Genomic DNA, 22,219 nt, shown 5'->3' on the forward strand with positions numbered 1-22,219 from the left:
GGCCCATCCGGTCAGCGGCGCAGGCTCGGCGCGGCCTGCCGGCCGAACCGGTCGGCGTAGAAGGCCGGCTCGGCGCCGGGGCGCCACGGCAGGGCGGCGACCAGCAGGATCAGGGCCAGCGCCAGCGAGTTCTCCATCAGGGCGCCGAAGAGGCCGTCCTGGTAGTGCGACACCTCGGGGAGCTGGTGCTCGTACGGCCAGATCGGGGAGACCAGGAAGAGCAGGTAGAGCCCGACGGCGGCGACGCCGTGCCGGAGCCCGGTCAGCGTCGGGTACCAGATCGGTGGGCGCAGCCCCGTCACCCCCGGCGGCCCGCCGTACCCGCCCTGGCCGGCCCGCTGCGCCAACCCGCGGCTGGCCTCGCGGCGGCGTACGGCGGCGTCGGCCAGCACGATGATCGCCGGGATCACCCAGACCAGGTGGTGCGTCCAGGAGATCGGGCTGATCACGTTGGCGGTGAGGCCGACCAGCGTGAACGCGGTCAGCTCGTCGCCGTCGGCGCGGGCGTTGACGGCGCGGGAGAGACCGACCGCCAGCATCAGCACCGAGAACGCCAGCCAGAGCAGGCCGGGCGTCTCGATCGAGTCGTACAGCCGGGCCAGCAGCCCCGCCAGCGACTGGTTGGGCGTCATGTCGGCGGCCCCGACGCGCTCGGTCTGCCAGAGCACGCCGCCGAAGTAGGCCCGCGACTCGGTGCCGACGACCGCGAAGGAACCGACGGTCACCGCGATCACCGTGCCGATCGCGGTGGTCGCGGCACGCCACTGCCGCGTGATCATCAGGTAGGCGATGAACAGCGCCGGGGTCAGCTTGACGGCGGTGGCCAGGCCGATGCCCACACCGGCCCACGCCCCGCTGTAGACGAAGCGCAGCAGCGGGCCGTCGGTCGGGGGGATGTGGGTGCCCCGGCGGGCCCGCCAGCGCAGGCCGATCAGGTCGGCCATGATCAGTGCGAAGAGGAGCAGGTTCACCTGGCCGTAGCCGAGGGTCTCCCGGGCCGGCTCGACGGCGACCGCCAGCGGCGTCGCGATCCCCACGGTGAACCAGAGGGGCCAGCCGAGCCGGTCGACGATCGGGCGGAGCAGCCCGGCCAGCACGACGGCCAGGGCGGCGATGCTGGCGAGCGCGTTGACCATCCCGGCCAGCTCGACCGGCAGGTGCGCCATCGGCAGCATCACCAGACCACCGAACGGCGGGTAGGTGAAACCCAGGGTGGTGCCGGGTGCGATGAACTCGTAGAGCTCGTGACCGCTCGCCCACCACACCACCGCGCCGTGGTAGATCTTCATGTCGAAGAAGTTGTACGGCCGCCCGAAAGCACCGATGGCGAGCCATGCGGCATAGGCGACGGCGGCCACGATGCCAGCCCGTACGACTGTCCTACGATCGATCCCACGCGTTACGCGACGGACTGGGGCGAGGCGGTCCACCCGTCTTCCGACGGTCGCCGGCATGGCGTGGCCACCCCCGTACCAAGGTCGTCCTACCCGTCCAGGTCCTGCACGGAGCCTAGAACGGCGCCTCACGTTAATGCCTCCCGCGTTATGCGACCGTGTCCGATCCCACACATGTTTTTGACATTTCCACCGCGTTAACGCCTGTCGGGTGGTTCAGGTGATTCGCGGCGTTGACACGTGAAGGCCCGGGCGGGGGGAGGTATCGACGCAGGTCAGCCAGGCAGTCGACGGGCCGTCGCTGCCGATCGTACGGCGATCCGGGCCTCCCTGCGGGCGGTACGGACGGCTCGCTGCACGGAACGTCGGGAGTGGCCGATCCGGTGACCGGTCCGCCACCGCAGCCCCGGCCTGCCGCCGGTGTCGGCGGCGGCGAGCAGCAGCCCGCCGAAGAGGCCGAGGTTCTTCAGGAAGTGGATCTGGTTGTTGCGCCGCGCCGCCGGGTCGTCGTTGTTCCAGAAGGGATGCCCGGCGAGGGTCACCGGGACCAGCGTGCCGGCCAGGACCAGCGCCGCCGGCCGGGCGAACCGTCCGGTGGCGAGCATCAGCCCGGCGCCGACCTGCACCGCCGAGTTGACGCGGATCAGCGTGTCGGTGTCGGTGGGGATGCGGGGGTCGGTCTTCTCGAGCAGCGGAGTCACCCGGTCCGTCACGGACTTCGCGGCCGGGACCAGCCGCCCGGGGTTCCGGAGGTTGGTGAACCCGCTGACCACGAAGATGCCGCTCAGCATGGCGCGGGCGAGGGAACGTACGGGTTTCATGGGTCAGTCATACCCCGTCGTCGGCCCGGCTACCCCCGCAACCGCCGATCCGGATCGGCGGACGTGCACCTCGCGCCACGCCGATTCGAGCGACCGTCGCTGATGGACGGCCTGTGAGGGGTAACGTGCCCCGCGTGACGACGCTACGGCTGCGACCCGAGGACCCGGCCGACACCGGCGCGGTCCGGCGGGTGCTGGCCGGCGCGTTCGCCCGCCCCGACGTGACCGCGCCGCCCGAGGTGGGGCTGGTCCAGGAGCTGCGGGACAGCGACGCCTGGCTGCCGGAGCTGGCGATGGTCGCCGAGTACGGCGGCGAGGTCGTCGGCTACGCCCTGCTCACCCGGGTCCGGGTGAAGTCCGACGACCACACCGCGCCGGCGCTGGCGCTCGGCCCCGTGGCGGTCGCGCCGCACCGGCGGCGGATCGGCCTCGGCACAGCGGTGGTGCAGGCCGCCATCGAGGCGGCCACGGAGTTGGGCGAGCGGCTGGTGGTGGTGCTCGGCGACCCGGGCTACTACCACCGGTTCGGCTTCGGCCGGGCCGACCGGATGGGCCTGACCAGCCCCTGGTCGGGTCTCGGCGATCCCTGGCAGGCGCTGGTGCTGCCGCCGACCATGAGCGGCGAGGGTCCGCCGCCGCGCGGCGAGGTGCTCTTCCCGCCGCCCTGGTCCAAGGTCTGACGCCCGGCGCGGTCCGTGGTGGCCGGTCAGGCCGGTTGGGTACGCAGGTAGCGGCCGAAGTGCGGGACGGTGAAGGCGACCGTGCCGCGTTCACCGGAGTAGATCAAGCCCTTCTTGATCAGCGCGTCCCGGGCCGGGGAGAGGCTGGCCGGCTTGCGCCCGAGGGCCCGGGCGATCTCCGCCGTCGGCACGGCGGCGTCCATGTCGTCGCGTCCCCCGCCGTCCGCCTCGCCCTCCACCAGGGACAGCGTGGCCATGGCCCGCATGTACTCGCGTTCGGCCGGGGTGGCCCGTTCGAAGCGGGAGCCGAAGAAGCCCACGGCCAGCTCGGCCTCGGCCTCGGGCGCGGCGACCCGTACGTCGGCGGCGGTGATCGGCGAGCGGGGCGCGTGGTCCCAGGTCGCCTTCCCGTACGCCTGGACGAAGTAGGGATAGCCGCCGGACTTCTCGTAGAGCAGGTCGAGCGCCTTCTGCTCGTACTCGACCTCCTCGCGCTCGGCCGGCGCGCAGAGCGCCTGGTCGGCGGCGATCCGGTCGAGCCGGTCGATGCGCTGGTAGCGGAAGAGCCGCTCCGAGTACGACTTGGCCGCACTGAGCACGGCGGGCAGGTGCGGCAGCCCGGCGCCCACCACGATCAGCGGCGCGCCGAGCTGGGACAGCTCGTGGCAGGCGGCGCAGAGCGCGGAGACGTCCTCCGGGCCGAGGTCCTGCATCTCGTCGATGAAGATCGCGATACCGGTGCCGACGTCGGCGGCCACCGCGGCGGCGTCGGTGAGCAGCTCGACCAGGTCGATCTCGATGTCGCCGGAGTCGGCGCGGCCGGTGGCGGCGGGCACGTCGATGCCCGGCTGCCACCGGTCGCGCAGCTTCGGGGCGGCGGTGCCGCGACCGGTCGGCGCGGTCCGCTGGGCGAACGCCCTGAGCACGCCGAGGAAGGCGTCGATCCGGTCGGGCGCGCGGTGCCGGGGCGCCAGCTCCCGGACGGCCATGTGCAGCGCGGCGGCGATCGGGCGGCGTAGCGACTGGTCCGGTCGGGCCTCGATCTTGCCGCTGCCCCAGAGGTGGTTGATCGCCTGGGAGCGGAGGGTGTTGAGCAGCACCGTCTTGCCGACCCCGCGCAGGCCGGTGAGCATCAGGCTGCGTTCCGGCCGGCCCCGGGCGATGCGCTCCAGCACGACGTCGAAGACGTCCAGCTCGCGCCCCCGCCCGGCGAGTTCGGGGGGACGCTGACCGGCTCCCGGGGCGTACGGGTTGCGGACCGGATCCACGCATCGCACAGTATCGGGCCGTCTAGCTGGGGGACTAGACATCCGTAGATGGGGCAACCGGCGTGTCGGGTCACCGGGATCGGTCTCGACACAAAACTAGGGCTGTCTAGCGTCCATGCTAGACAGCCCTAGTTTTGGCAATCAGCGCTTCTTCAGGCAGAGCACGTAGTCGAGGAAGTCGATCGAGTTGTCGTGCACGTAGTTCGCGGTCGCCTCCGGGGCCCGGGTCTTGCACCGGTCACCGTCCGCCGTGCCCGGGATCCGCAGGAGCACCTCGTACGTGTTGGGGCCGCAGGGCACCTTACGCAGCTCGGCCTTGCTGGCTGTGCCGTCGTTGACCACGCAGTCGCCCTTGGCGAACTCCTTCCTGCTGGGGCTCGGTGCGGCGGTGGTCGGCTCCGCGCTGGGCTCGTCCGTGGGCTCACTCGTCGGCTGGGCCGTCGGCTGGCTCGTCGGCTGGCCCGTCGGGCCGGCGGTGGCGTTCCCCGTCGGCGCCGCGACCGGGTCGTCGTCGCCGGCCTGCCAGAACCCCCAGCCGGCGAGGCCGAGGCACGGGCAGAGCAGGAGCACCGCCACCAGACCGATGATCAGCGCGACCTTGCCACCGCTCTTGTTCGCGGGCGGAGCGGCCGGCGGCATCGCGTACCCGCCGGGCCCCGGCGGCGGGGCGCCCCACTGGTTGCCCGGCGTGGGTGCCGGCCCGGCCGGCGGATACGGACCCGCCTGCGGGTATCCACCCTGGCCCGCCGGCGGCTGCACCCCGGGCGGCGGCGGATAGCCGGCCCCGGAGGAGGGCGGCGGGTATCCGGCTCCGGACGTGGGCGGCGGGTACCCGGCCCCGGACGTGGGCGGCGGGAGGTAGCCCGGTTCCGGGGCCGGCGGCTGCGCGGGCTGGTTCCACGCCGGGTCCTGCTGGCCCCACTGCGGGGTGGCCGGCGCTTCACCCCCGTACGGCGGCTGGCCCCACTGCGGTTCGCCGCCGGGCTGCGGCTGGCCCCACTGCGCGGCGGCCGGCGGCTGCCCCCACTCCGGCAGGGTCGGGTCGATGGGGGGCGGGCCGCCCGGGGTGCCGGGCGGGCGCTGGTAGGGGTCGTCCGGCTGTGCGGGTGATCCGTAGGTCGTCATCTCTTCCTCAGGGGTGCGGTGGCTCAGCGCTGCTTCAGGCAGAGCACGAAGTCGAGGGTGTCCAGCTCGCTGTCGAAGAAGTACCAGTTGGTGTAGCCGTCAACCTTGGCGCACTTCGCCGCGGCGTCCTTCTCGCCGCTGGTCGCCCCGTCGATCCGGCGCAGCACCTCGTAGGTCTGCGGCGCGCACTCGCTGATCAGCAGCTTGGGCTTGCCGCCGGCCGGCCCGTCGTTGCGGACGCACTGGCCGGCCTTGACGAAGCGCGGATCGGTGGAGGACTCGGGGGCGGGTGTGCTCGGCGCGGCGGCCGTCGCGCCCGCCGGGGATTCCGGCGGGTCGGTCCGGGCCGCGGGCGCGGGCCCGCTCGGCGTGGCGACGGGCTTCCTGTCGTTCTGGTCGAGCAGGTAGAGCACCGCGGCCCCGCCGACCAGCACCAGCAACGTCACCGTGGCCAGCACCGCGACGACCGGGGCCGCCCGCCCGCGCCGGCGTCGCGGTGGCGGGGCGGGACCTTCCGCGTACGGGGAGGGGCCGGCGGTGCCGTCGCTCCGGGCGGCGTACGGCACCGGGCCGTGCCCCGGCGTGGGCGGGCCGTACGCGTCCGCCCAGGGCTCCTGCCCCGCAGACCCGGCCGACGGACCGTACGACTCGTCGGGGTACCGCCCGTGCCACGGGTCCGGGTTGCCGCGACCCGGTGGTCCGTAGTTCGCCATGCACGCCTCCCGTGCGAGTGGTGAGAGGCCGGCCACCAACCGGGGACGCCGACGCCGACGTCACCGTAGCGTGTCCACCGATGAGCCCACCTCCACCGAGTGCGCAGCCGCCCGTCGACGCAGGTACCCGGCCCGGCCCGGCCGCCGGGGCGGGTCGTCCGGCTGCTGCCACGCCGGCCCTGCTCTGGACCGCGCTGCTGCTGGTCTACGTCCTGTGGGGCTCCACCTACCTGGGCATCAAGATCGTGGTGGAGTCCATGCCGCCGCTCGGCTCGGCGGCCGCCCGGTTCGCCGCCGCCGGCCTGGTGCTGGCGGTCGTGCTGCGGGCACGGCGGGGGCGGGGCGCGCTGCGGGTGGACCGGCGACAGCTCGTCTCGGCCGCGCTGGTCGGGATTCTCCTGCTGGCCTGCGGCAACGGGTTGGTGGTGCTCGCCGAGTCCGGTCCGGTGGGGGTGGCGGTGCCGTCCGGGGTCGCCGCCCTGCTGGTGGCGACCGTTCCGCTGCTGGTGGTGCTGCTGCGTACGGTCACCGGCGACCGGCCCCGGTCGTGGACGCTGGCGGGGGTGACGCTGGGCTTCGTCGGCCTGGTGCTGCTGGTGCTGCCGACCGGCGGGGCGGACGCCGTGCCGCTCGCCGGGGCGCTGACCGTGGTCGCGGCGGCCACCTGCTGGTCGGTCGGCTCCTTCCTCTCCGGGCGGATCCGGATGCCCGCCGATCCGTTCGTCGCCACCGTCTACGAGATGTTCGCCGGGGCGGCGGCGTTGGCCCTCCTCTCGGTGGGCCGGGGCGAGCTGCGCGGCTTCGACCTGGGCGCGGTGACCACCCGGTCGTGGCTCGCGCTCGCGTACCTGATGGTGGCCGGCTCGCTGGTCGCCTTCACCGCGTACGTCTGGCTGCTGCACCACGCCCCGATCTCGCTGGCCTCCACGTACGCCTACGTCAACCCGGTGGTCGCGGTGGCGCTCGGCGCGTTGTTCGCCGCCGAGCCGGTCACCGCGCGGGTGGTGCTCGGCGGCGCGGTCATCGTCGCCGGGGTGGCCCTCGTGGTGAGCACCGAGAGACCCCGACGTCCCGTCCGGGGGGCCGCGCCGGAGCCGTCGCGCCGGTAGCGTCCGCCCGTGTCGACCGGGCTGCTGGCATGCGTGGCGCTGCTCGGCGCCCTGGCCGGCCTCGCCGCACCCCGGGTCGCCCGCCACTTCACCGCCCCGCTCGCACCGCGAGTCGCCGGCGCCGCTTCGAACGCGGTGCGGAACGCCGGGTCCACGCCGCGCGTCGTCGAGGCCGCTCCGGGCGCGGTGCGCGTCGCCGGGGCGGTGCCGTCCGCCGGGTGGGGCGCGACGGCGGGTGCGGTCGCCTTCGCCGGGCTCGCGGCGGCCCTGGGGGCGGATCCGGTCCTGCCGGTCCTCCTCGTGCTGGCCGCCGTCGGGCTGGTGCTCGCCCTGGTCGACCTGGCCTGCCTGCGGCTGCCCGACCCGCTGGTCGGTGCCGCCGCGCTGGTCGCCGCCGTCGGGCTGACCGGCGCGGCGGCGACGGCCGGTAGCCCCGGGCGCCTGCTCGGCGCGGTGGCGGGGGCGGCGCTCTGCTTCGCCTGCCACGTGGTGCTGGCGGTGCTGCCCGGCTCCCGGCTGGGCTTCGGCGACGTGAAGCTCGCCGCCGTCCTGGGCCTGCCGCTCGGCTGGCTCGGCGGGTCGTCCCTGGCGCTCGGGCTGATCCTGCCGCACCTGCTGCACGGTGTGCTGGTGCTCGTCCTGCTGGTGTCCGGCAGGGTGCGTCGCGACACCCCGCTCCCGCTGGGCCCGGCCCTGCTCACCGGCGCCTGGCTGGCCGCCCTGGCCGCCTGAGGCCGCCGCACCGACCGGCGCACCGGTGCCTGACGGCCTGACGCGCCCCGCACGGACGGGCACACCGGGCCGCCCTGACCGCCTGAGCCGGTCACCCGCGGCCGGAAGGACCCACAGCCAGCCCGACGGGGTGGCTCAGATCAGGCGGAGCTGGCGGTCGCGGGGGCGGCGGGGTTCGGCCTCGCCGAAGCGCTCGAAGAGGCCCGGGTCGATGACGTCGAGGAACGGCGACGGGGCGCACTCGCGTTCCGTGCCGTGCCGGCTGCGGCGGGCCGCGTGGGTCACGTACAGCCGGTCCTGGGCTCGGGTCAGCCCGACGAAGAAGAGCCGCCGTTCCTCGGCGATCGCGTCGTCATCGGGGGTGCTGCCGGGCCAGCGCAGCGGGAGCAGCCCGTCCTCGGCGCCGACCAGGAAGACCACCGGGAACTCCAGCCCCTTGGCGGCGTGCAGGGTGAGCAGGGTGACCGCCTCGGCGCGCGGGTCGAGCGCGTCCACCTCCGCCCCGGTGGCGAGCTGGGACAGGAACAGCGGCAGGTCGTCGCCGCAGCGGCGGGCCAGCGGGGTGAGCAGGTCGACGGCCGAGCGGACGTCCTCCGGGCGTACCGCGCCGGCACCGTCCAGCGTGGGCACCGCGAAGCGCTCCGCCAGCACCTGCCCGGCCAGCCGGACCCGGGCGGCCAGCGAGCCGTCGAGCCCGTCGGCGTGGCGCAGCTCGCGGGCGATGGCGGACACCCCGGGCCGGTCCCGCAGCCGGTCGTGCGAGCGCTTCTGCACCGGGATGTTCGCCCGCGCGAGCGCGTCCACGATCGGTGCGGCCTGCGCGTCGGTGCGGTAGAGCACCGCGATGTCCGAGAACGAGAGCGAGGTGGACCGGCCGTCGATCCGCCCCGAGTCCAGCGACCGGTGGGAGAGGCCGCCGACCAGCTCGTCGATGGTGCGTACGACGAAGTCGGCCTCGTCGGAGACGGAGGCCGCCGGGTAGCGACCCACCAGCGGGGCCTCCGGGTCGAGCCGGGCCGGGTCGAGCCGGCGGCCACGGACCAGCGACGACGGCGCGATGGCCTGCACGGCGGCGGCCAGGATGGGGGCCGAGGAGCGGTAGTTGCGGTTCAGCCGGACCAGCCGGGCGTCGGTGAAGTCCTGCGAGAAGCGCAGGAAGTAGCCGACGTCGGCACCCCGGAAGGAGTAGATCGCCTGGTCCGGGTCGCCGATCGCGCAGAGGTTGCCGTCGGCGGGGCTGAGCAGGCGCAGCAGCTCGTACTGCACCTCGTCGACGTCCTGGTACTCGTCGACGAAGATCCAGCGCCAGCGCTCCCGGTAGTGCCGTACCAACTTCTTGTCGGCCCTCAGCAGCGCGACCGGCAGGGTCAGCAGCTCGTCCAGGTCCACCAGGTCCTGCTTGCGCAGCAGCGCCGCGTAGCCGGCCTCGTCGTCGCCGGCCTCGGCGCGGGCCTCCGCCCGCTGGGCGTCGTCGGCGATCCGGAAGTCCGTCGGCAGGCCGGCGGCGTCGGCGTTCTCCCGCAGGATGGTCAGGCCCAGCGAGTGGAAGGTGCCGACGGTGACGTCCTCGGCGACCGGCCCGAGCAGCCCGTCGAGGCGGTGCCGCAGCTCCTCGGCGGCCCGCCGGGTGAACGTGATCGCCAGGCACTGCTCCGGGAAGACGTTCAGTTCCGCGCAGAGGTAGGCGATCCGGTGGGTCAGGGTCCGGGTCTTGCCGGTGCCCGGTCCGGCGACGATGAGCAGCGGCCCGCCCGGCGCGGAGGCGGCCACCCGCTGCATGGCGTCCAGGCGGTCCAGCAGGCCGGTGCCGACCTCCTCCATACCGGCGAGCATCGGCTCGAACGGCTCGTGCGGCGAGGGCGTCGGCGCGATCGGGGGCGGGGGCGCGGCCGGCGCGGCCTTGCGTTTCGGTTCGGGCTTGGCCGCCGCCGGGCGCTTGGCCCGGGGCTTCGGCGCCGGCTCCGCCGGGGTGCGCTGCGCCGGCACGGGTACGTCGAAGAGCGTCTCCTGGGCCCCGCCGGCGTTGCCGCCCAGCTCGGCCGGGTCGAAGAGGGTGATGACGCCGTACTCGCCGTCGTAGCCGGGGACCCGGCGGACGTCGCCCCGGCGCAGCCGGCCGATGCCCTCGGCGAGCAGTTCCCCGCCGACCCGGCCGATCTCGTCGAGCGGCGTGCTGGTGAGGATCTCCAACTCCGGGCCGAGGGCGGCGATCAGCTCGTGGAGCTTTCCCTCGACCCGCTTGGACCGGGCGCCCACCTTGTTGATCTCGCCGAGGATCTCGGCCAGCGGCACCAGGTGGGTGACGTCGGGGGCGTGCGCGGGCCGGTGCCCCGACGGCCGGTCAGCCAGCTCCTCGATCCGGCTGAGCACGCCCACGGTCAGCGGCTTGCCGCACTCCGGGCAGCGGCCGTCGGCGGCCCGGGTCCGCTCGGGCGGCCAGTTGATCCCGCAGAGCCGGTGCCCGTCCCCGTGGTACTTGCCCTCCTCGGGGAAGAACTCGATGGTCCCGGCGAGCCCGTCACCGGTACGCAGGGCGTCCCGGATCGCGTAGTAGTCGCGGGCGGTGGCGAAGACGGTCGCCTCCCGGGCCAGCGCCGGCGGCGAGTGCGCGTCGGAGTTCGACACCAGCCGGTAGCCGTCCAGGCTGCCGACGCGCCAGTTCATCTCGGGGTCGGAGGAGAGGCCGGTCTCCACGGCGAAGATGTGCTCGGCCAGGTCGGCGTAGCAGTCGGCGATGGCGTCGAAGCCCGACTTGGAGCCCAGCGCGGAGAACCACGGGGTCCAGATGTGCGCCGGCACCAGGTAGCCGTCGGGGCTGGCCTCCAGGGTGATCTCCAGCAGGTCCCGGGAGTCCAGGCCGAGGATCGGCCGGCCGTCCGAGCCGAGGTTGCCGATCCGCCCGAGCGCCGTGTTGAACCGGGCCACCGCGTCCAGGTCGGGCAGGTAGATCAGGTGGTGCACCTTGCGGGTGCGGTCGTCCCGCTTGTAGATCGTGGAGATCTCCACGCTGAGCATGAACCTGACCGGGTCCGCCTCCGCCTCGCTCGCCAGCCGGGGCGGCAGCCGGCGGGCGATGTCCCGCTCCGCCTCCGGGCTGAGCCGGTGCAGGCCGGGCTCGGCTGGGTGCAGCGTCTCGCGGAGGTGGTCGTACCAGGCGGGGTGGGTGAAGTCGCCGGTGCCGAGCACCCCGATGCCCTTGCGCCGCGCCCACCAGCCGAGGTTGGGCAGGGTGAGGTCGCGGCTGCACGCGCGCGAGTACTTCGAGTGGATGTGCAGATCCGCGACGAACGGCGGGACGCCGCCGGGGGGTGCGGGACTGAACGGAGGCACGCCGCATCCTGTCACGCCCGCGCCATTACCCACCCGTCGCCACGCACACCCGTGACCTGAGCATCCGGTGCTGGACAACGCCGGCCGCCCGCGCTATGGGTCAGCGGGAGCGCAGCTCCACCAGGGTGATCTGCGGCTCGGCGCCGACGCGGACCGGCGGGCCCCAGAAGCCGGCACCGTTGGTGACGTAGACCTTGGTGCCGTCCACCTCGCCGAGGCCGGAGACCACCGGCTGCTGGAGCTTCACCAGCAGGTTGAACGGGACCATCTGGCCGCCGTGGGTGTGCCCGGAGAGCTGGAGGTCGACGCCGAACTTCGCCGCCTCCGTCGCCGCGACCGGCTGGTGGGCGAGCAGCACCACCGGGCGGTTCGGGTCGCGGTCGCCGAGCGCCGCCGCGTAGTCCGCCGGGGCCGCCAGACCGGTGCCGGCGGCGGTGACGTCGTTCACCCCGGCCAGGTCGAGCACGCCGCCCCGGGCCTGGATCTCCGTCCGCTCGTTCTGCATGACCCGCAGGCCGAGCCGGTCCAGTTCCTGCACCCACTCCTCGACACCGGAGTAGTACTCGTGGTTGCCGGTGACGAAGTAGCTGCCGTGCCGGGAGCGCAGGCCGCGCAGCGGCTCGGCCGCCTCGCCCAGCTCGGCCACCGAGCCGTCGACCAGGTCGCCGACGACGGCGACGATGTCGGCGTCCAGGCGGTTGATCGCGGCGACGATCCGCTCGGTGTGCGCCCGTCCGCGCAGCGGACCGAGGTGGATGTCGGAGACCGTGGCGATCCGCAGGCCGTCCATGCTGCGGGGGAGCTTGGCCAGCGGGATCTGCACCCGGTCGAGCTGCGGCGGGCCGAGGGCGGTGCGGATGCCGTACCCGGTGAGGCCGGTGGCGGTGAGCCCGGCGAAGATCGCCGTCCCGCGGGCGAGCAGCAACCGGCGGGAAGGGTCGTGGTCGGGCTGCGCGACGGCGTCGGCGGCCGGCGGGTCCGCCGGACCCGCCGCGCCGACCATGGCGGGCTCGGGCGCGGCGGCGGTGGGCTCCGCGGCGGCGACCCGGCGGCGCAGCACGAGCTTCGCCACCGCCATCGGCACTTCCAGCGCCACGAGCAGGACCAGCAGGTAGAACATGACGGCGAGCCAGAGGTAGCCCGGCCACGCGAGCCAGTAGAGGCCCGCCTGGGTGCCGGCCATGGTCGCCGGTACGAGCAGCGCGAGCACCAGGGCGGTGATCCCGCCGATCCGCCGCCACCGGCCCGGGGCAGTGGTGTCCCGCACCAGGCGCTTCCACAGGTAGAGGTGGATCAGGCCGGTGACCAGCGCGATGGTGGCGACGAACGCCAGTGCCGCCAGCATGTGTGCGCCTCCCTCAGCCGCCCGCGAAGGGCGGCAGGACGTCGATCGTGGCCCCGGCAGGTAGCGGTGCCCGCCGATCATGACAGGTCACGCCGTCGACCAGGAAACTCGCCGCCTTCAGGACGACGGCGAGCCGCTCACCGTGCCGGGCGGTCAGCTCCACGACGAGTTCGTCCAGGGACCGCCCGGCGGATGCGGTCTCCTCGGTCCGGCCGGCGGCGGCCCGCGCCCCGGCGAAGTAGCGGACGGTCACCGGCGCCCCGGCGTCGGCGGCCTGGGCGGGCGGCCCGTTGACCGTCGCGCGTGCCTGGGCGGGTGGCCCAGTGTCAGCCGGGCGTGCCTGGGCCGGTGGTCCGGTGTCAGCCGGGCGCGTCGGTTCTGCCACGGTCAGCCTCCGATCGCGGACATCGGCCGGGCGGGCTGGAGGAAGGCCGGGTCGTCGATGCCGTGCCCGGCCCGCTTGCCCCACATCGCGGCCCGCCAGCGCCGGGCCAGCTCGTCGTCGTCCGCCCCGGCCCGCAGGGCGCCGCGCAGGTCGGACTCCTCGGTGGCGAAGAGGCAGGCGCGCACCTGCCCGTCGGCGGTGAGCCGGGTGCGGTCGCAGTCGCCGCAGAACGGCCGGGTGACGCTGGCGATCACGCCGACCCGGGCGGGGCCGCCGTCGACCAGCCAGGTCTCGGCCGGTGCCGCGCCACGCTCCGCCGGGTCGGGGACCAGGTCGAACTCCCCGCGCAGGGCGGCCAGGATCCCGTCGGCGGTGACCATGGTGGCCCGGTCCCAGCCGTGCTGGGCGTCCAGCGGCATCTGCTCGATGAACCGCAGCTCGTAGCCGTGGTCGAGGGCGAAGCGGAGCAGTCGGGGCGCCTCGTCGTCGTTGATGCCCCGCATCAGCACCGAATTGATCTTCACGGGGGTGAGTCCGGCCTCGGCGGCCCCGGCCAGCCCGGCCAGCACGTCCGCCAGGCGCGGGCGGCGGGTCAGCCGGACGAACCGCTCCGGATCCAGCGTGTCCAACGACACGTTCACCCGGTCCAGCCCTGCGGTGCGCAGCCCGGGGGCGAGCCGGTCCAGCCCGATGCCGTTGGTGGTGAGCGAGATGCGGGGGCGCGGCTCCAGCGCCGCCACGGCGGCCACGATGTCGGCCAGGCCGGGCCGGATCAGCGGCTCCCCGCCGGTGAACCGGACCTCGGTCACGCCGAGCAGGCGCACCGCGACCCCGACCAGCCGGACGATCTCGTCGTCGTCGAGCAGTTGCGGGCCGGGCAGCCAGGCCAGCCCTTCGGCCGGCATGCAGTAGGTGCAGCGCAGATTGCACTTGTCGGTGAGGGAGACCCGCAGGTCCCGGGCGACGCGGCCGTACCGGTCGGCGAGGGCGCCGTCGGTCGGCGGGGCGGCGGTCACCCGTCGACGGTAGCGCGCCCGAGCCCGGCCAGGGCCGACCGGGCGGTACGGGCGACCGCATCCCGGTACGCCGCGCCGAACAGTGCGGTGTGCACCAGCATCAGATGGAGCTGGTGCAGCGGCACCCGCTCCCGCCAGCCGTCGGCCAACGGCCACTGCTCCGCGTACGCGGCGAGGATCCGGTCGAGGTGCGGCGCGCCGCCGAAGAGGGCCAACTGCGCCAGGTCGGTCTCGCGGTGACCGCCGTGCGCCGCCGGGTCGACCAGCCAGACCCGGTCGTCCGCGCCCCAGAGCGCGTTGCCCGGCCAGAGGTCCCCGTGGATCCGGGCCGGCGGCTCGTCACCGCCGAACTCGCCGATCCGCTCGACGACCTGCTCGACCAGACCGGCCTCGGCGCCGGTGAGCGCGCCGCCGTCGACCGACATCCGGAGGTACGGAACGAGCCGGGCCCGCGCGAACCAACCCGACCAGAGGCCGTCATCGGGCGTGTTGTCCGCCGGCAGCGCCCCGATGAAGCCGTTCCACCCGGCCCCGAAGGCCGACGCCCCGGCCCGGTGCAGCCCGGCCAGCTCCTGACCGAACCGCTCGGCCACCTCGGGCGTCGGCTCGCCGGGCTCGATCCACTCCAGCGCCAGCAGCCCGGGCAGCGCCACCACCACCTCCGGTACGGCGACCGTCCCGGCCTCGCGCAGCCAGCGCAGGCCGGCCGCCTCGGCGGCGAAGAAGCCCTCCGGCGCGGGCCTTCCGGCGGCCTCCGGCCAGGTCTTGGCGAACACCGAGTGCCCGTCGTCCAGCGTCAGCCGGGACGCGGCACAGATGTCGCCGCCGGCGACCGGCGTCTCCCGGATCCGCTGGTGGGTCAGGAAGGTCGGCAGGTGCTCCGGGTGCGCCCGCAGGTACGCCAGATCCATCTGCGCAAGGTAACCCCTCCCGCCGGCCGTACGGGTGCCGGCCGCACAGTGTCGGCGGCTCAGCCCGCCGGCTGCGCCCGGTCGCGTGGCACCGCCGTCACCGCATGTCGGCGCCCATCCCCGGATCGCGCGACCTCAGTCGTCGGCGCGGGCGGGCCCGGGGGCGGTGCGCCGCCCCCGGGCGGCCAACAGCGCCAGCACCCCGGCGGCCTGGATCGCCGTGAGCACCACCAGGGCGGTACGGAAGCCGGCCAGCCCGCCCCCGGCGACGGTCCAGCACAGCGCGGCGACCGCCGGCGCGAGCGTCGTCGCGATCATCCGGACGGTGCCGCCGACGCCGCCGGCGGCACCGGTCGAGCCGGTGGGCGCCGTCGCCATGACCGCCGCGATGACCGGGGTGTTGAACAGGCCGAATCCGACGCCGATCAGCGCGACCTGCCAGCCGAGGTGCACCAGCCCGGCGTCGGCGGAGAGGGTGACCGGCAGCAGCGTGGCCCCGGCGGTCAGCCCGGCGCCCGTCGCCGCCGTCGGCAGCGCGCCGACCCGGTCGGCGAGCCAGCCGGCGACGGGCGAGGTGACCGTCATGGCGCCGATCTGGACCAGCAGCAGCATCCCGGCCACCTCGGGGCCCTCGTGCAGCACGTCGGCGACGAAGTACGGCAGCAGGAAGACCGTCACCGCGACGTTGAAGCACACCAGGAACAGCCCGAGGGTGGTGAACCCGAAACGGCGGGCGCGGACCAGCGCGACGACCGGCCGTGAGGCGGGCAACCGCGCCCAGGTCAGGCCGAGTCCCACGGACAGCGCGCCGAGCCCGGCGGCCAGCACCGGCCGGGCCGTGATCTCGTCGACGGCGACGAGCACCGCGGCGACCGTGCCGCCCAGCAGCACCGCCTCGCGCAGCAGCGGCAGCCCCGGGGCGGGCAGCCCCCGGCCGTCGCGGGGCAACGCCCGCAGGCCCAGCCAGAGCGCGACCGCGACGAGAGGCAGCTTCAGCAGGAACACCGCGCGCCAACCGACGGCGCCGGCGACCAGCCCGCCCAACGAGGTGCCGGCCATCCCGCCGACGGTCATGATCGTCACCACCGCGCCGATCACGCGGGCCCGCTGGTCCGCCCGCACGGTTGCGGCGATGACCGGCAGGTAGACCGCCAGGGTGAGCCCGCCCGCGACGCCCTGGAGCAGCCGTACGGCCAGCAGCACCCACAGCGCCGGGGCGAGGGCGGCGAGCACGCTGGTGACCCCGACACCGGCCATGGACACGGCGAGGATCAGCCGGGGATCCGCCCGGTCGGCCCAGCGGCCGGCCGGGATGGCGATAGCGGCCATCGGCAGCGCGTACGCGAGCAGCACCCAGGTCGTGGCGGCCGGGTCGGCGCCCAGGTCGGCGCCGATCGAGGGCAGTACGACGCCGGCCATGCTCATCTCGGAGGTCGCCACGAGCATGGCGAGGGCGACCGCCACGACCGGGGCCCAGCGGGTGCGGACGGCCGGAGCCGACGACTGCGGTGCGGGTGCGGTGGTCATGGGCACCGACGGTAGGGACGCGAACCCTCGTCGGGCATCTGTCGAACGACCGTACCGGCCGCCGGGGCCGGGCCGGGCCGGGCCGGTCGACCGGTCAGTTGACAGATGGCGGGGCCCCGCCGGCTGCCTAGCGTGGTCGGCACACCCACCCCGAACGCACTGGGAGAGCACCATGACCACGCAGAAGCTGCGGCTCGCCGTCATCGTCGGCAGCACCCGGGCGGGCCGGTTCGGCCCGGTCGTGGCCGACTGGTTCGTCGACCGGGCGCGCCGGCACGACGGTTTCGAGATCGACGTGGTCGACCTGGCCGAGGTCGACCTGCCGCCGACGCTCACCGCGTTCGGCGCCCCGCAGCCGGCGGCGGTGGACGCGCTCGCGCCACGGCTGGCCGCCGCCGACGCCTTCGTGGTGGTGACACCCGAGTACAACCACAGCTACCCGGCCTCGATCAAGACCGCGATCGACTGGTACCGCGACGAGTGGCGCGCCAAGCCCGTCGGCTTCGTCTCCTACGGCGGGGTCTCCGGCGGGCTGCGCGCGGTGGAGCACCTGCGCCCGGTCTTCGCCGAGGTGCACGCGACGACGGTGCGGGACACCGTCAGCTTCCACGGCTGCTGGGACAGGTTCGACGAGGCGGGGGCGCCGGTGGAACCGCAGGGCTGCGACAACGCCGCCAAGACCGTCCTGGACCAGCTCGGCTGGTGGGGGCGGGCACTGCGGGAGGCCCGCCAGCGCGTCCCGTACGCGGCCTGAGGTCCGCGCGGGAGAGCGTTGCCGGACAGCGCGCGGTACGTGTCGACGGGCCCGGTGGCCGCGTAGCGTTGACCCCCGTGCTACACGGCCGAAGCGAGGAGACCGCCCGGATCGACGCCCTGCTCCGGCAGGCGCGGGCCGGGCGCAGCGGTGTGCTCGTCCTGCGGGGCGAGGCCGGCATCGGCAAGTCTGCGCTGCTCGGCGACGCCGCGGACCGCGCCGACGACATGCGGGTGCTGCGCACCGACGGCATCGAGTCGGAGGCGGGCTTCCCGTTCGCCGGGCTGCACCTGCTCCTGGGCCGCGAGATCGACCGGATCGACGCCCTGCCCGCCCCGCAGGCCCGGGCGTTGCGGGTGGCGCTCGGTCAGGAGGCCGGCGGCGACGTCGACCGCTACCTGGTCGGGCTGGCCGTGCTGACCCTGCTGGCCGAGCTGGCCGAGGAACGCCCGCTGCTCTGCCTGGTCGACGACGCGCACTGGCTCGACCCGGCCTCGGCGCAGGCGCTGCTCTTCGCCGTCCGACGGCTCGACGCCGAGCCGGTCGCGGTGATCGTCGCGGTCCGCACCGACGAGGTGTCCCCGTTCGACCCGGCCGGTCTGCCGGAGCTGCCGGTCGGGCCGTTGGGCGAGTCGGCCGCCGCCGAGGTGCTGGCGCAGCGGTCGGAGCCGGTACCCGGCCACCTCCGGCCCGATCTGCTCATCGAGGCGCAGGGCAATCCGCTCGCCCTGCTGGAGTTGCCGGTCGACGGCATGCCGCGCCGCCTGCCGTCCTCGCGTTACCAGCGACTCCACGAGGTCTTCGCCGAGCGGGTGCGGCGGCTGCCCGAGGCGACCCGGCGGCTGCTCGGCGTCGCCGCCGACGCGTCCTCCGCCGACGCCTCCGTGGTGTTCCCGGCCGCCGAGCGCCTCGGCTGCACCCGGGACGACCTGGCCCCCGCCGAGCAGGCACAGCTCGTGCGGCTGGTGGACGGCCGGCTGGTGTTCCGTCACCCGCTGGTGTTCTCGGCACTGCGGGACACCGTGGAGGCCGGCAGCCGGATGGCGGCGCACGAGGCGCTCGCGGCGGTCTACGCGGCCCGGGGCGACGTCTGCTCGTACGCCTGGCACCGGTCGGCGATGGCGACCGGGCCGGACGAGGAGGCGGCGGCCGCCCTGGAGACCGCCGCGCGGAGCGGGTCGGCCCGGGGAAGCGCCGTGGTCTCGGCGATGTACGAACGGGCCGCCGGGCTCACCGCGGACCGGGCCCGGCGCGGGCGGCGGCTGACCGTCGCGGCGGAGGCGGCGGCCGACACCGGCCAGCTGGACCGGGCCGCGACGCTGGCCGACCAGGCCGCCGACCACGTCACCGATCCCGTGCGACTGGCCGACATCGCCCTGGTCCGCGCCATGGTGCTGGACTCGGTGGACCGACCCAGGGAGGCCCACCGCCTGCTCTCCGAGGCCGCCGTGGCGGTGGCCGCCCTCGACCCGAGCCTGGCCGGTCACCTGCTCTTCCGCGCGGGCCGGGCGGCCGCCCACGCGGGCGACTTCGACGCGCTGGACCGCACCGCCGCCCGGGCCGAGGAACTCGGCGTGCCCAGCGCCCACCTGGTCACCGCGCTGTCGCGTGCGTTCGCCGCGCAGAACGCCCTCACCGACGCCGCCGTCGCACCGCTGCGGGTCCTGGTCGAGGAGACGACCGGCTGCGACCGGCACCTCGAACTGCTCGACATCGGGTGGTGGCACATCATGCTGGCCGACCTGGACAGCGCGGACGACGTCGCGGCGCGGCTGGCCGCCGTGGCCCGTCAGCAGGGTGCCGCCGGCCTGCTGGCCTCGGTGCTGCCGCTGCTCGCCCGCGCCCAGCTCATGCGGGGCCGGCACGACGACGCGGAGGCCAACGCGACGGAGGGGCTGCGGATCGCCGCCGACACCGGGCAGCGCCGGCACGCGGTCTACCTGACCACCGTGCTCGCCGGCCTGGCCGCCATCCGGGGTGAGGAACAGCGGTGCGTCGAGCTTGCGGCGGCACCGATCGCGCGGGGCGTGACGCCGGGCAACGTCCACGCGGCCGGCGCGCTGAGCCTGCTCGACCTGGGCCTCGGCCGGTACGAGGCGGCCTTCGGCCGACTCTCCGGCCTGCTGGGCGCGCGGCACCGGGGCGGCGCGATGGCCAGCCTTCCCGACCTGGTGGAGGCCGCGATCCGGGTGGACCGGCGCGAGGACGGGCTGGCCGCCGCCCGGCAGTACGCCGAATGGGCCGGGCGCGTCCGGCAGCCGTGGACGGGGGCGGTCGCGCTGCGCTGCCAGGCGCTGCTGGACGGCAACGCCGACGGCCAGTACGCCCGGGCGGTGGCCCTGCACCGGGAGGGCGGCACCCCGTTCGAGCAGGCCCGCACGGAGCTGCTGTACGGCGAGTGGCTGCGCCGGGCACGCCGGATCAGCGAGGCCCGGATCGTGCTGCACTCGGCGCTGGAGATCTTCGACCGGCTCCAGGCCCACCCCTGGAGCGCGCGGGCGCGTGCCGAGCTGCGCGCCGCCGGGGAGAGCGTGCGGGCCGCCGACCCGGGCGTCGTGCAGCGGTTGACCCCGCAGGAACACCAGGTGGTGCAGTTGGCGGCCCGCGGGCTGAGCAACCGGGAGATCGGCGCGCAGCTCTTCCTGAGCCCCCGGACGGTCGGCTACCACCTCTACAAGGCGTATCCCAAGCTGGGCGTCGGATCCCGCAGCGAGCTGGCATCCCTGGTGGCGGCCCGGCCCGATCACCCCGCCCGCGTCGAGGCGTAAGCCTCCGAGCTGGGGAAACACGTTCCGTGACTGTGGATAACCCGCATGTCATCCACAGGGGTCACTGACGGTGTCGACTGCGTTGCAGGCTGCCAGTCATGACCCCGACCGACCGCCCCCGGCTCGCCGTCCGTTCCCCCGCCGACCTGATCGCCGCCGTGCCCTTCCTGCTCGGCTTCCACCCGACCGACAGCGTCGTCGTGGTGGCGATGCGGGGCCGCCGGATCACCTTCGCCGCCCGCGCGGACCTGCCCGACCTCGCCGACCCGCGCGACCCCGCCGGGCACCTCGCCGGCGTCGTCGCCCGGCAGCACGCCGAGACCACCACGGTCCTCGGCTACGGCCCGGCGCCGCTGGTCACCCCGGCGGTCGACGCCGTGCGCGCCGCGCTCACCGCCGCCGGGCTCCCCGTGCTCGACGCGCTGCGCGTCACCGAGGGCCGCTACTGGTCGTACCTCTGCACCGAGCCGGCGTGCTGCCCGCCCGACGGCACCCCCTACGACGTCGGCGCCAGCGAGGTCAGCGCGGCGGCCGTCTTCGCCGGCCAGGTCGCCCTGCCCGACCGGGCCGCCCTGGTCGCGCAGGTCGCCCCGGTGACCGGTCAGGCCCGTTCGGCCGTACGCCGGGCCACCGCCCGCGCCGAGCGACGCCTCGCGGACCTGCTCGACCGGGCGCCCGCGACCGACCCGCGCGGCGAGCGGACGCTGCGCTCCGCGGGAGCGGCGGCGGTACGCACCACGCTGCGTCGGCACCGGCGGGGTCAGCGGCTCACCGACGACGAGGTCGCCTGGCTGAGCGTGCTGCTGACCCACGTGCCCGTCCGCGACCACGCCTGGGAGCGCACCGACGGGCGGGACGAGGACATCGCGCTCTGGACCGACGTGCTGCGCCGGGCCGAGCCGGAGCTGATCGCCGTGCCGGCCGCGCTGCTGGCGTTCGCGGCCTGGCGGGCGGGGCAGGGCGCGCTGGCGGCCGTGGCCCTGGAACGGGCCCTGGCCGAGCATCCCGGCCACTCGATGGCGCTGCTCCTCGACGACCTGCTGCGCCGGGGCGTTCCGCCGTCGGAGCTGGACGGCTGGCCGGCGGTGGGATCGCCCGGAGTGCTACGCCGCCGGCGCAGCCGGCGCGGCCCCCGCTGACCCCCTCAGAGCATCCCGAGCGCGGCGCCGATGACGGCCTGAGCCGTACGGCTGAGCTCCTCACCCTTGGCGTCGGTCGCGGTGATCGAGTACTGCATCCTGAACCGGCCGTGGCGGGTGGCCGCCACGCCGGTCAGGTAGCCGAACCGGGAGCCCGTCTTGATCCACAGGACCTCGCCTCCGGGCAGCGGGAACGCGGTGAGCCCGGCGCTGTACCGGGCCGGACCACCGGCGACGTCGGAGACCGCGGGCAGGGTGAACATCTCGGCCAACTGGGCCGGCGGCACGACCCGGCCGGCGAAGAGCGCGGCGACGAACGTGTCCAGGTCGGCGAGGCTGGAGATGACGTTGCCGGAAGCCGGGGTGAAGGTCTGGCTCCACGTCGTGGCGTCCACCAGTTCGGTGGCCCCGTCGCGTACGACGGCCTGGTACCCGCGTGCGTGCGGACCGAGGATGCGCGGGTCGTCGCCGGGGGCGTACGTGTCCCGCAGGTGGAGCGGGCGGGCGATCCGCCGGTCCAGCTCCCGCGCGTACGGGTGGCCGGTGACCTTCTCCACCAGCAGGCCGGCGACGATGTAGCCCATGTTGGTGTAGTGCTGCTTCGTCCCGGGCTCGAACTTCCGGGGGTTGCGCAGGCCGAGTCGCACGATCTGCTCCGGGGTCCACCGGTCGTACCGGTGGGCGAGCTGCCACTCGATGCCGTCCGGCATGGTCGGGCTGGGGATGCCGTTGGTGTGGTCGAGCAGCTGACGGACGGTGACGGTCGGGTAGTCGGCGGGCAGCAGCCCGGGCAGGTGACGCTGGACCGGGTCGGCCAGGTCGATGCGGCCCTCGGCGACCAGTTGCAGCACCAGTGCGGCGGTGAAGACCTTGGTGACGCTGCCGATCCGGAAGCGTGCGTGCGGCGGCACGGGGGCCTGACTGCGCAGGTCCCGGACGCCGGTGGCGCCGGTCCAGCAGCCGTCCGGGGTGGTGATCCGGACCTGGGCGCTGGTGGCGTCGGAGTTGGGTAGTCCGGCGATCGCCTGCCGGAGTGGGCCGGGGTCGAGGGTGCCGGGGCGGCAGTCGGCGGCGGAACGGGCCGGGGGTGCGGCGGTGACCGCGCCGGGGGCCACGACGCTCAGCACGGTGGCGAGCGCCGTCGCCACGAGGGCGGTCCGGCTGTTCATGATTCTCATGACATCGAGCCTTGTCTCCCGGTG

The 22,219-nt window shown here is 75.1% G+C and carries 18 protein-coding genes; 6 read left to right on the forward strand and 12 right to left on the reverse strand.

The annotated features are described in order from the left end of the window. Positions 1-11 precede the first annotated feature (11 nt). Positions 12-1,454, reverse strand: a complete 1,443-nt coding sequence (locus ACLQ20_RS19670) for a glycosyltransferase 87 family protein (RefSeq protein WP_151456337.1) — start codon at positions 1,452-1,454, stop codon at positions 12-14. Between the two features lie 215 nt (positions 1,455-1,669). Beyond that, positions 1,670-2,215 carry a DoxX family protein gene (locus ACLQ20_RS19675; RefSeq protein ID WP_425857136.1) on the reverse strand — a complete coding sequence of 182 codons (546 nt, stop codon included), beginning with the start codon at positions 2,213-2,215 and terminating at the stop codon, positions 1,670-1,672. Between the two features lie 125 nt (positions 2,216-2,340). Between ACLQ20_RS19675 and ACLQ20_RS19680 the strand changes: the two genes are divergently transcribed. After that, complete coding sequence (locus ACLQ20_RS19680) at positions 2,341-2,895, forward strand: GNAT family N-acetyltransferase (protein ID WP_425857222.1); 555 nt, start codon at positions 2,341-2,343, stop codon at positions 2,893-2,895. Positions 2,896-2,921: 26 nt separating this feature from the next. Here ACLQ20_RS19680 and ACLQ20_RS19685 read toward each other — a convergent pair whose 3' ends face one another. From ACLQ20_RS19685 to ACLQ20_RS19695, 3 genes are all read right to left on the reverse strand, one after another. Further along, positions 2,922-4,163, reverse strand: coding sequence for an ATP-binding protein (locus ACLQ20_RS19685; RefSeq protein ID WP_327030024.1), 1,242 nt, complete (start codon positions 4,161-4,163; stop codon positions 2,922-2,924). 141 nt (positions 4,164-4,304) lie between these two features. Further along, complete coding sequence (locus ACLQ20_RS19690) at positions 4,305-4,802, reverse strand: LppU/SCO3897 family protein (RefSeq protein ID WP_225852387.1); 498 nt, start codon at positions 4,800-4,802, stop codon at positions 4,305-4,307. 509 nt (positions 4,803-5,311) lie between these two features. Then, positions 5,312-5,854: an LppU/SCO3897 family protein gene (locus ACLQ20_RS19695; protein ID WP_425857224.1), complete on the reverse strand. Its 543-nt coding sequence runs from the start codon at positions 5,852-5,854 to the stop codon at positions 5,312-5,314. A gap of 227 nt (positions 5,855-6,081) precedes the next feature. Between ACLQ20_RS19695 and ACLQ20_RS19700 the strand changes: the two genes are divergently transcribed. Together ACLQ20_RS19700 and ACLQ20_RS19705 are read left to right on the forward strand one after the other, a co-directional pair. After that, positions 6,082-7,110 carry an EamA family transporter gene (locus ACLQ20_RS19700; protein ID WP_327030022.1) on the forward strand — a complete coding sequence of 343 codons (1,029 nt, stop codon included), beginning with the start codon at positions 6,082-6,084 and terminating at the stop codon, positions 7,108-7,110. 9 nt (positions 7,111-7,119) lie between these two features. Next, complete coding sequence (locus tag ACLQ20_RS19705; protein ID WP_327030021.1) at positions 7,120-7,842, forward strand: prepilin peptidase; 723 nt, start codon at positions 7,120-7,122, stop codon at positions 7,840-7,842. Positions 7,843-7,977: 135 nt separating this feature from the next. Here the strand turns inward: ACLQ20_RS19705 and ACLQ20_RS19710 are convergent, their stop codons facing one another. The 6 genes from ACLQ20_RS19710 to ACLQ20_RS19735 all read right to left on the reverse strand — a co-directional run bounded on the left by ACLQ20_RS19710 (position 7,978) and on the right by ACLQ20_RS19735 (position 16,356). Continuing rightward, on the reverse strand, positions 7,978-11,172 hold the full coding sequence (locus ACLQ20_RS19710) for a UvrD-helicase domain-containing protein (protein ID WP_425857138.1): 3,195 nt from the start codon (positions 11,170-11,172) through the stop codon (positions 7,978-7,980). 100 nt (positions 11,173-11,272) lie between these two features. Then, positions 11,273-12,517: a metallophosphoesterase gene (locus ACLQ20_RS19715; protein ID WP_132235534.1), complete on the reverse strand. Its 1,245-nt coding sequence runs from the start codon at positions 12,515-12,517 to the stop codon at positions 11,273-11,275. A 13-nt stretch (positions 12,518-12,530) separates the two neighbouring features. Beyond that, positions 12,531-12,770, reverse strand: a complete 240-nt coding sequence (locus tag ACLQ20_RS19720; protein WP_151454019.1) for a MoaD/ThiS family protein — start codon at positions 12,768-12,770, stop codon at positions 12,531-12,533. A 134-nt stretch (positions 12,771-12,904) separates the two neighbouring features. Further along, the gene (moaA, locus tag ACLQ20_RS19725) at positions 12,905-13,918 is read right to left on the reverse strand and encodes a GTP 3',8-cyclase MoaA (RefSeq protein WP_151454012.1); all 1,014 of its coding nucleotides are present in this window, start codon (positions 13,916-13,918) and stop codon (positions 12,905-12,907) included. Then, complete coding sequence (locus tag ACLQ20_RS19730) at positions 13,915-14,829, reverse strand: fructosamine kinase family protein (RefSeq protein ID WP_425857141.1); 915 nt, start codon at positions 14,827-14,829, stop codon at positions 13,915-13,917. The genes moaA and ACLQ20_RS19730 overlap by 4 nt, the downstream gene beginning before the upstream one ends. Before the next feature lie 135 nt (positions 14,830-14,964). Beyond that, positions 14,965-16,356 (reverse strand): MFS transporter, encoded by a 1,392-nt coding sequence (locus ACLQ20_RS19735; protein ID WP_425857142.1) that lies wholly within the window; start codon positions 16,354-16,356, stop codon positions 14,965-14,967. 172 nt (positions 16,357-16,528) lie between these two features. Here ACLQ20_RS19735 and ACLQ20_RS19740 point away from each other — a divergent pair, with 172 nt between their 5' ends. The 3 genes from ACLQ20_RS19740 to ACLQ20_RS19750 all read left to right on the forward strand — a co-directional run bounded on the left by ACLQ20_RS19740 (position 16,529) and on the right by ACLQ20_RS19750 (position 21,017). Then, entirely contained in the window at positions 16,529-17,110 is a 582-nt protein-coding gene (locus tag ACLQ20_RS19740) for an NADPH-dependent FMN reductase (RefSeq protein WP_151454009.1), read from the forward strand. Between the two features lie 77 nt (positions 17,111-17,187). After that, entirely contained in the window at positions 17,188-19,878 is a 2,691-nt protein-coding gene (locus ACLQ20_RS19745; protein ID WP_425857145.1) for an ATP-binding protein, read from the forward strand. Between the two features lie 98 nt (positions 19,879-19,976). Further along, a complete protein-coding gene (locus ACLQ20_RS19750; RefSeq protein ID WP_425857146.1) occupies positions 19,977-21,017 on the forward strand; it encodes a DUF4192 domain-containing protein in 1,041 nt (346 codons plus the stop codon). 5 nt (positions 21,018-21,022) lie between these two features. Here the strand turns inward: ACLQ20_RS19750 and ACLQ20_RS19755 are convergent, their stop codons facing one another. Continuing rightward, on the reverse strand, positions 21,023-22,186 hold the full coding sequence (locus tag ACLQ20_RS19755) for a serine hydrolase domain-containing protein (RefSeq protein ID WP_425857148.1): 1,164 nt from the start codon (positions 22,184-22,186) through the stop codon (positions 21,023-21,025). Between the last annotated feature and the right edge of the window lie 33 nt (positions 22,187-22,219).

Source organism: Micromonospora sp. DT46 (genome assembly GCF_049841735.1).
GTDB classification, from domain to species: Bacteria; Actinomycetota; Actinomycetes; order Mycobacteriales; family Micromonosporaceae; genus Micromonospora; species Micromonospora reichwaldensis.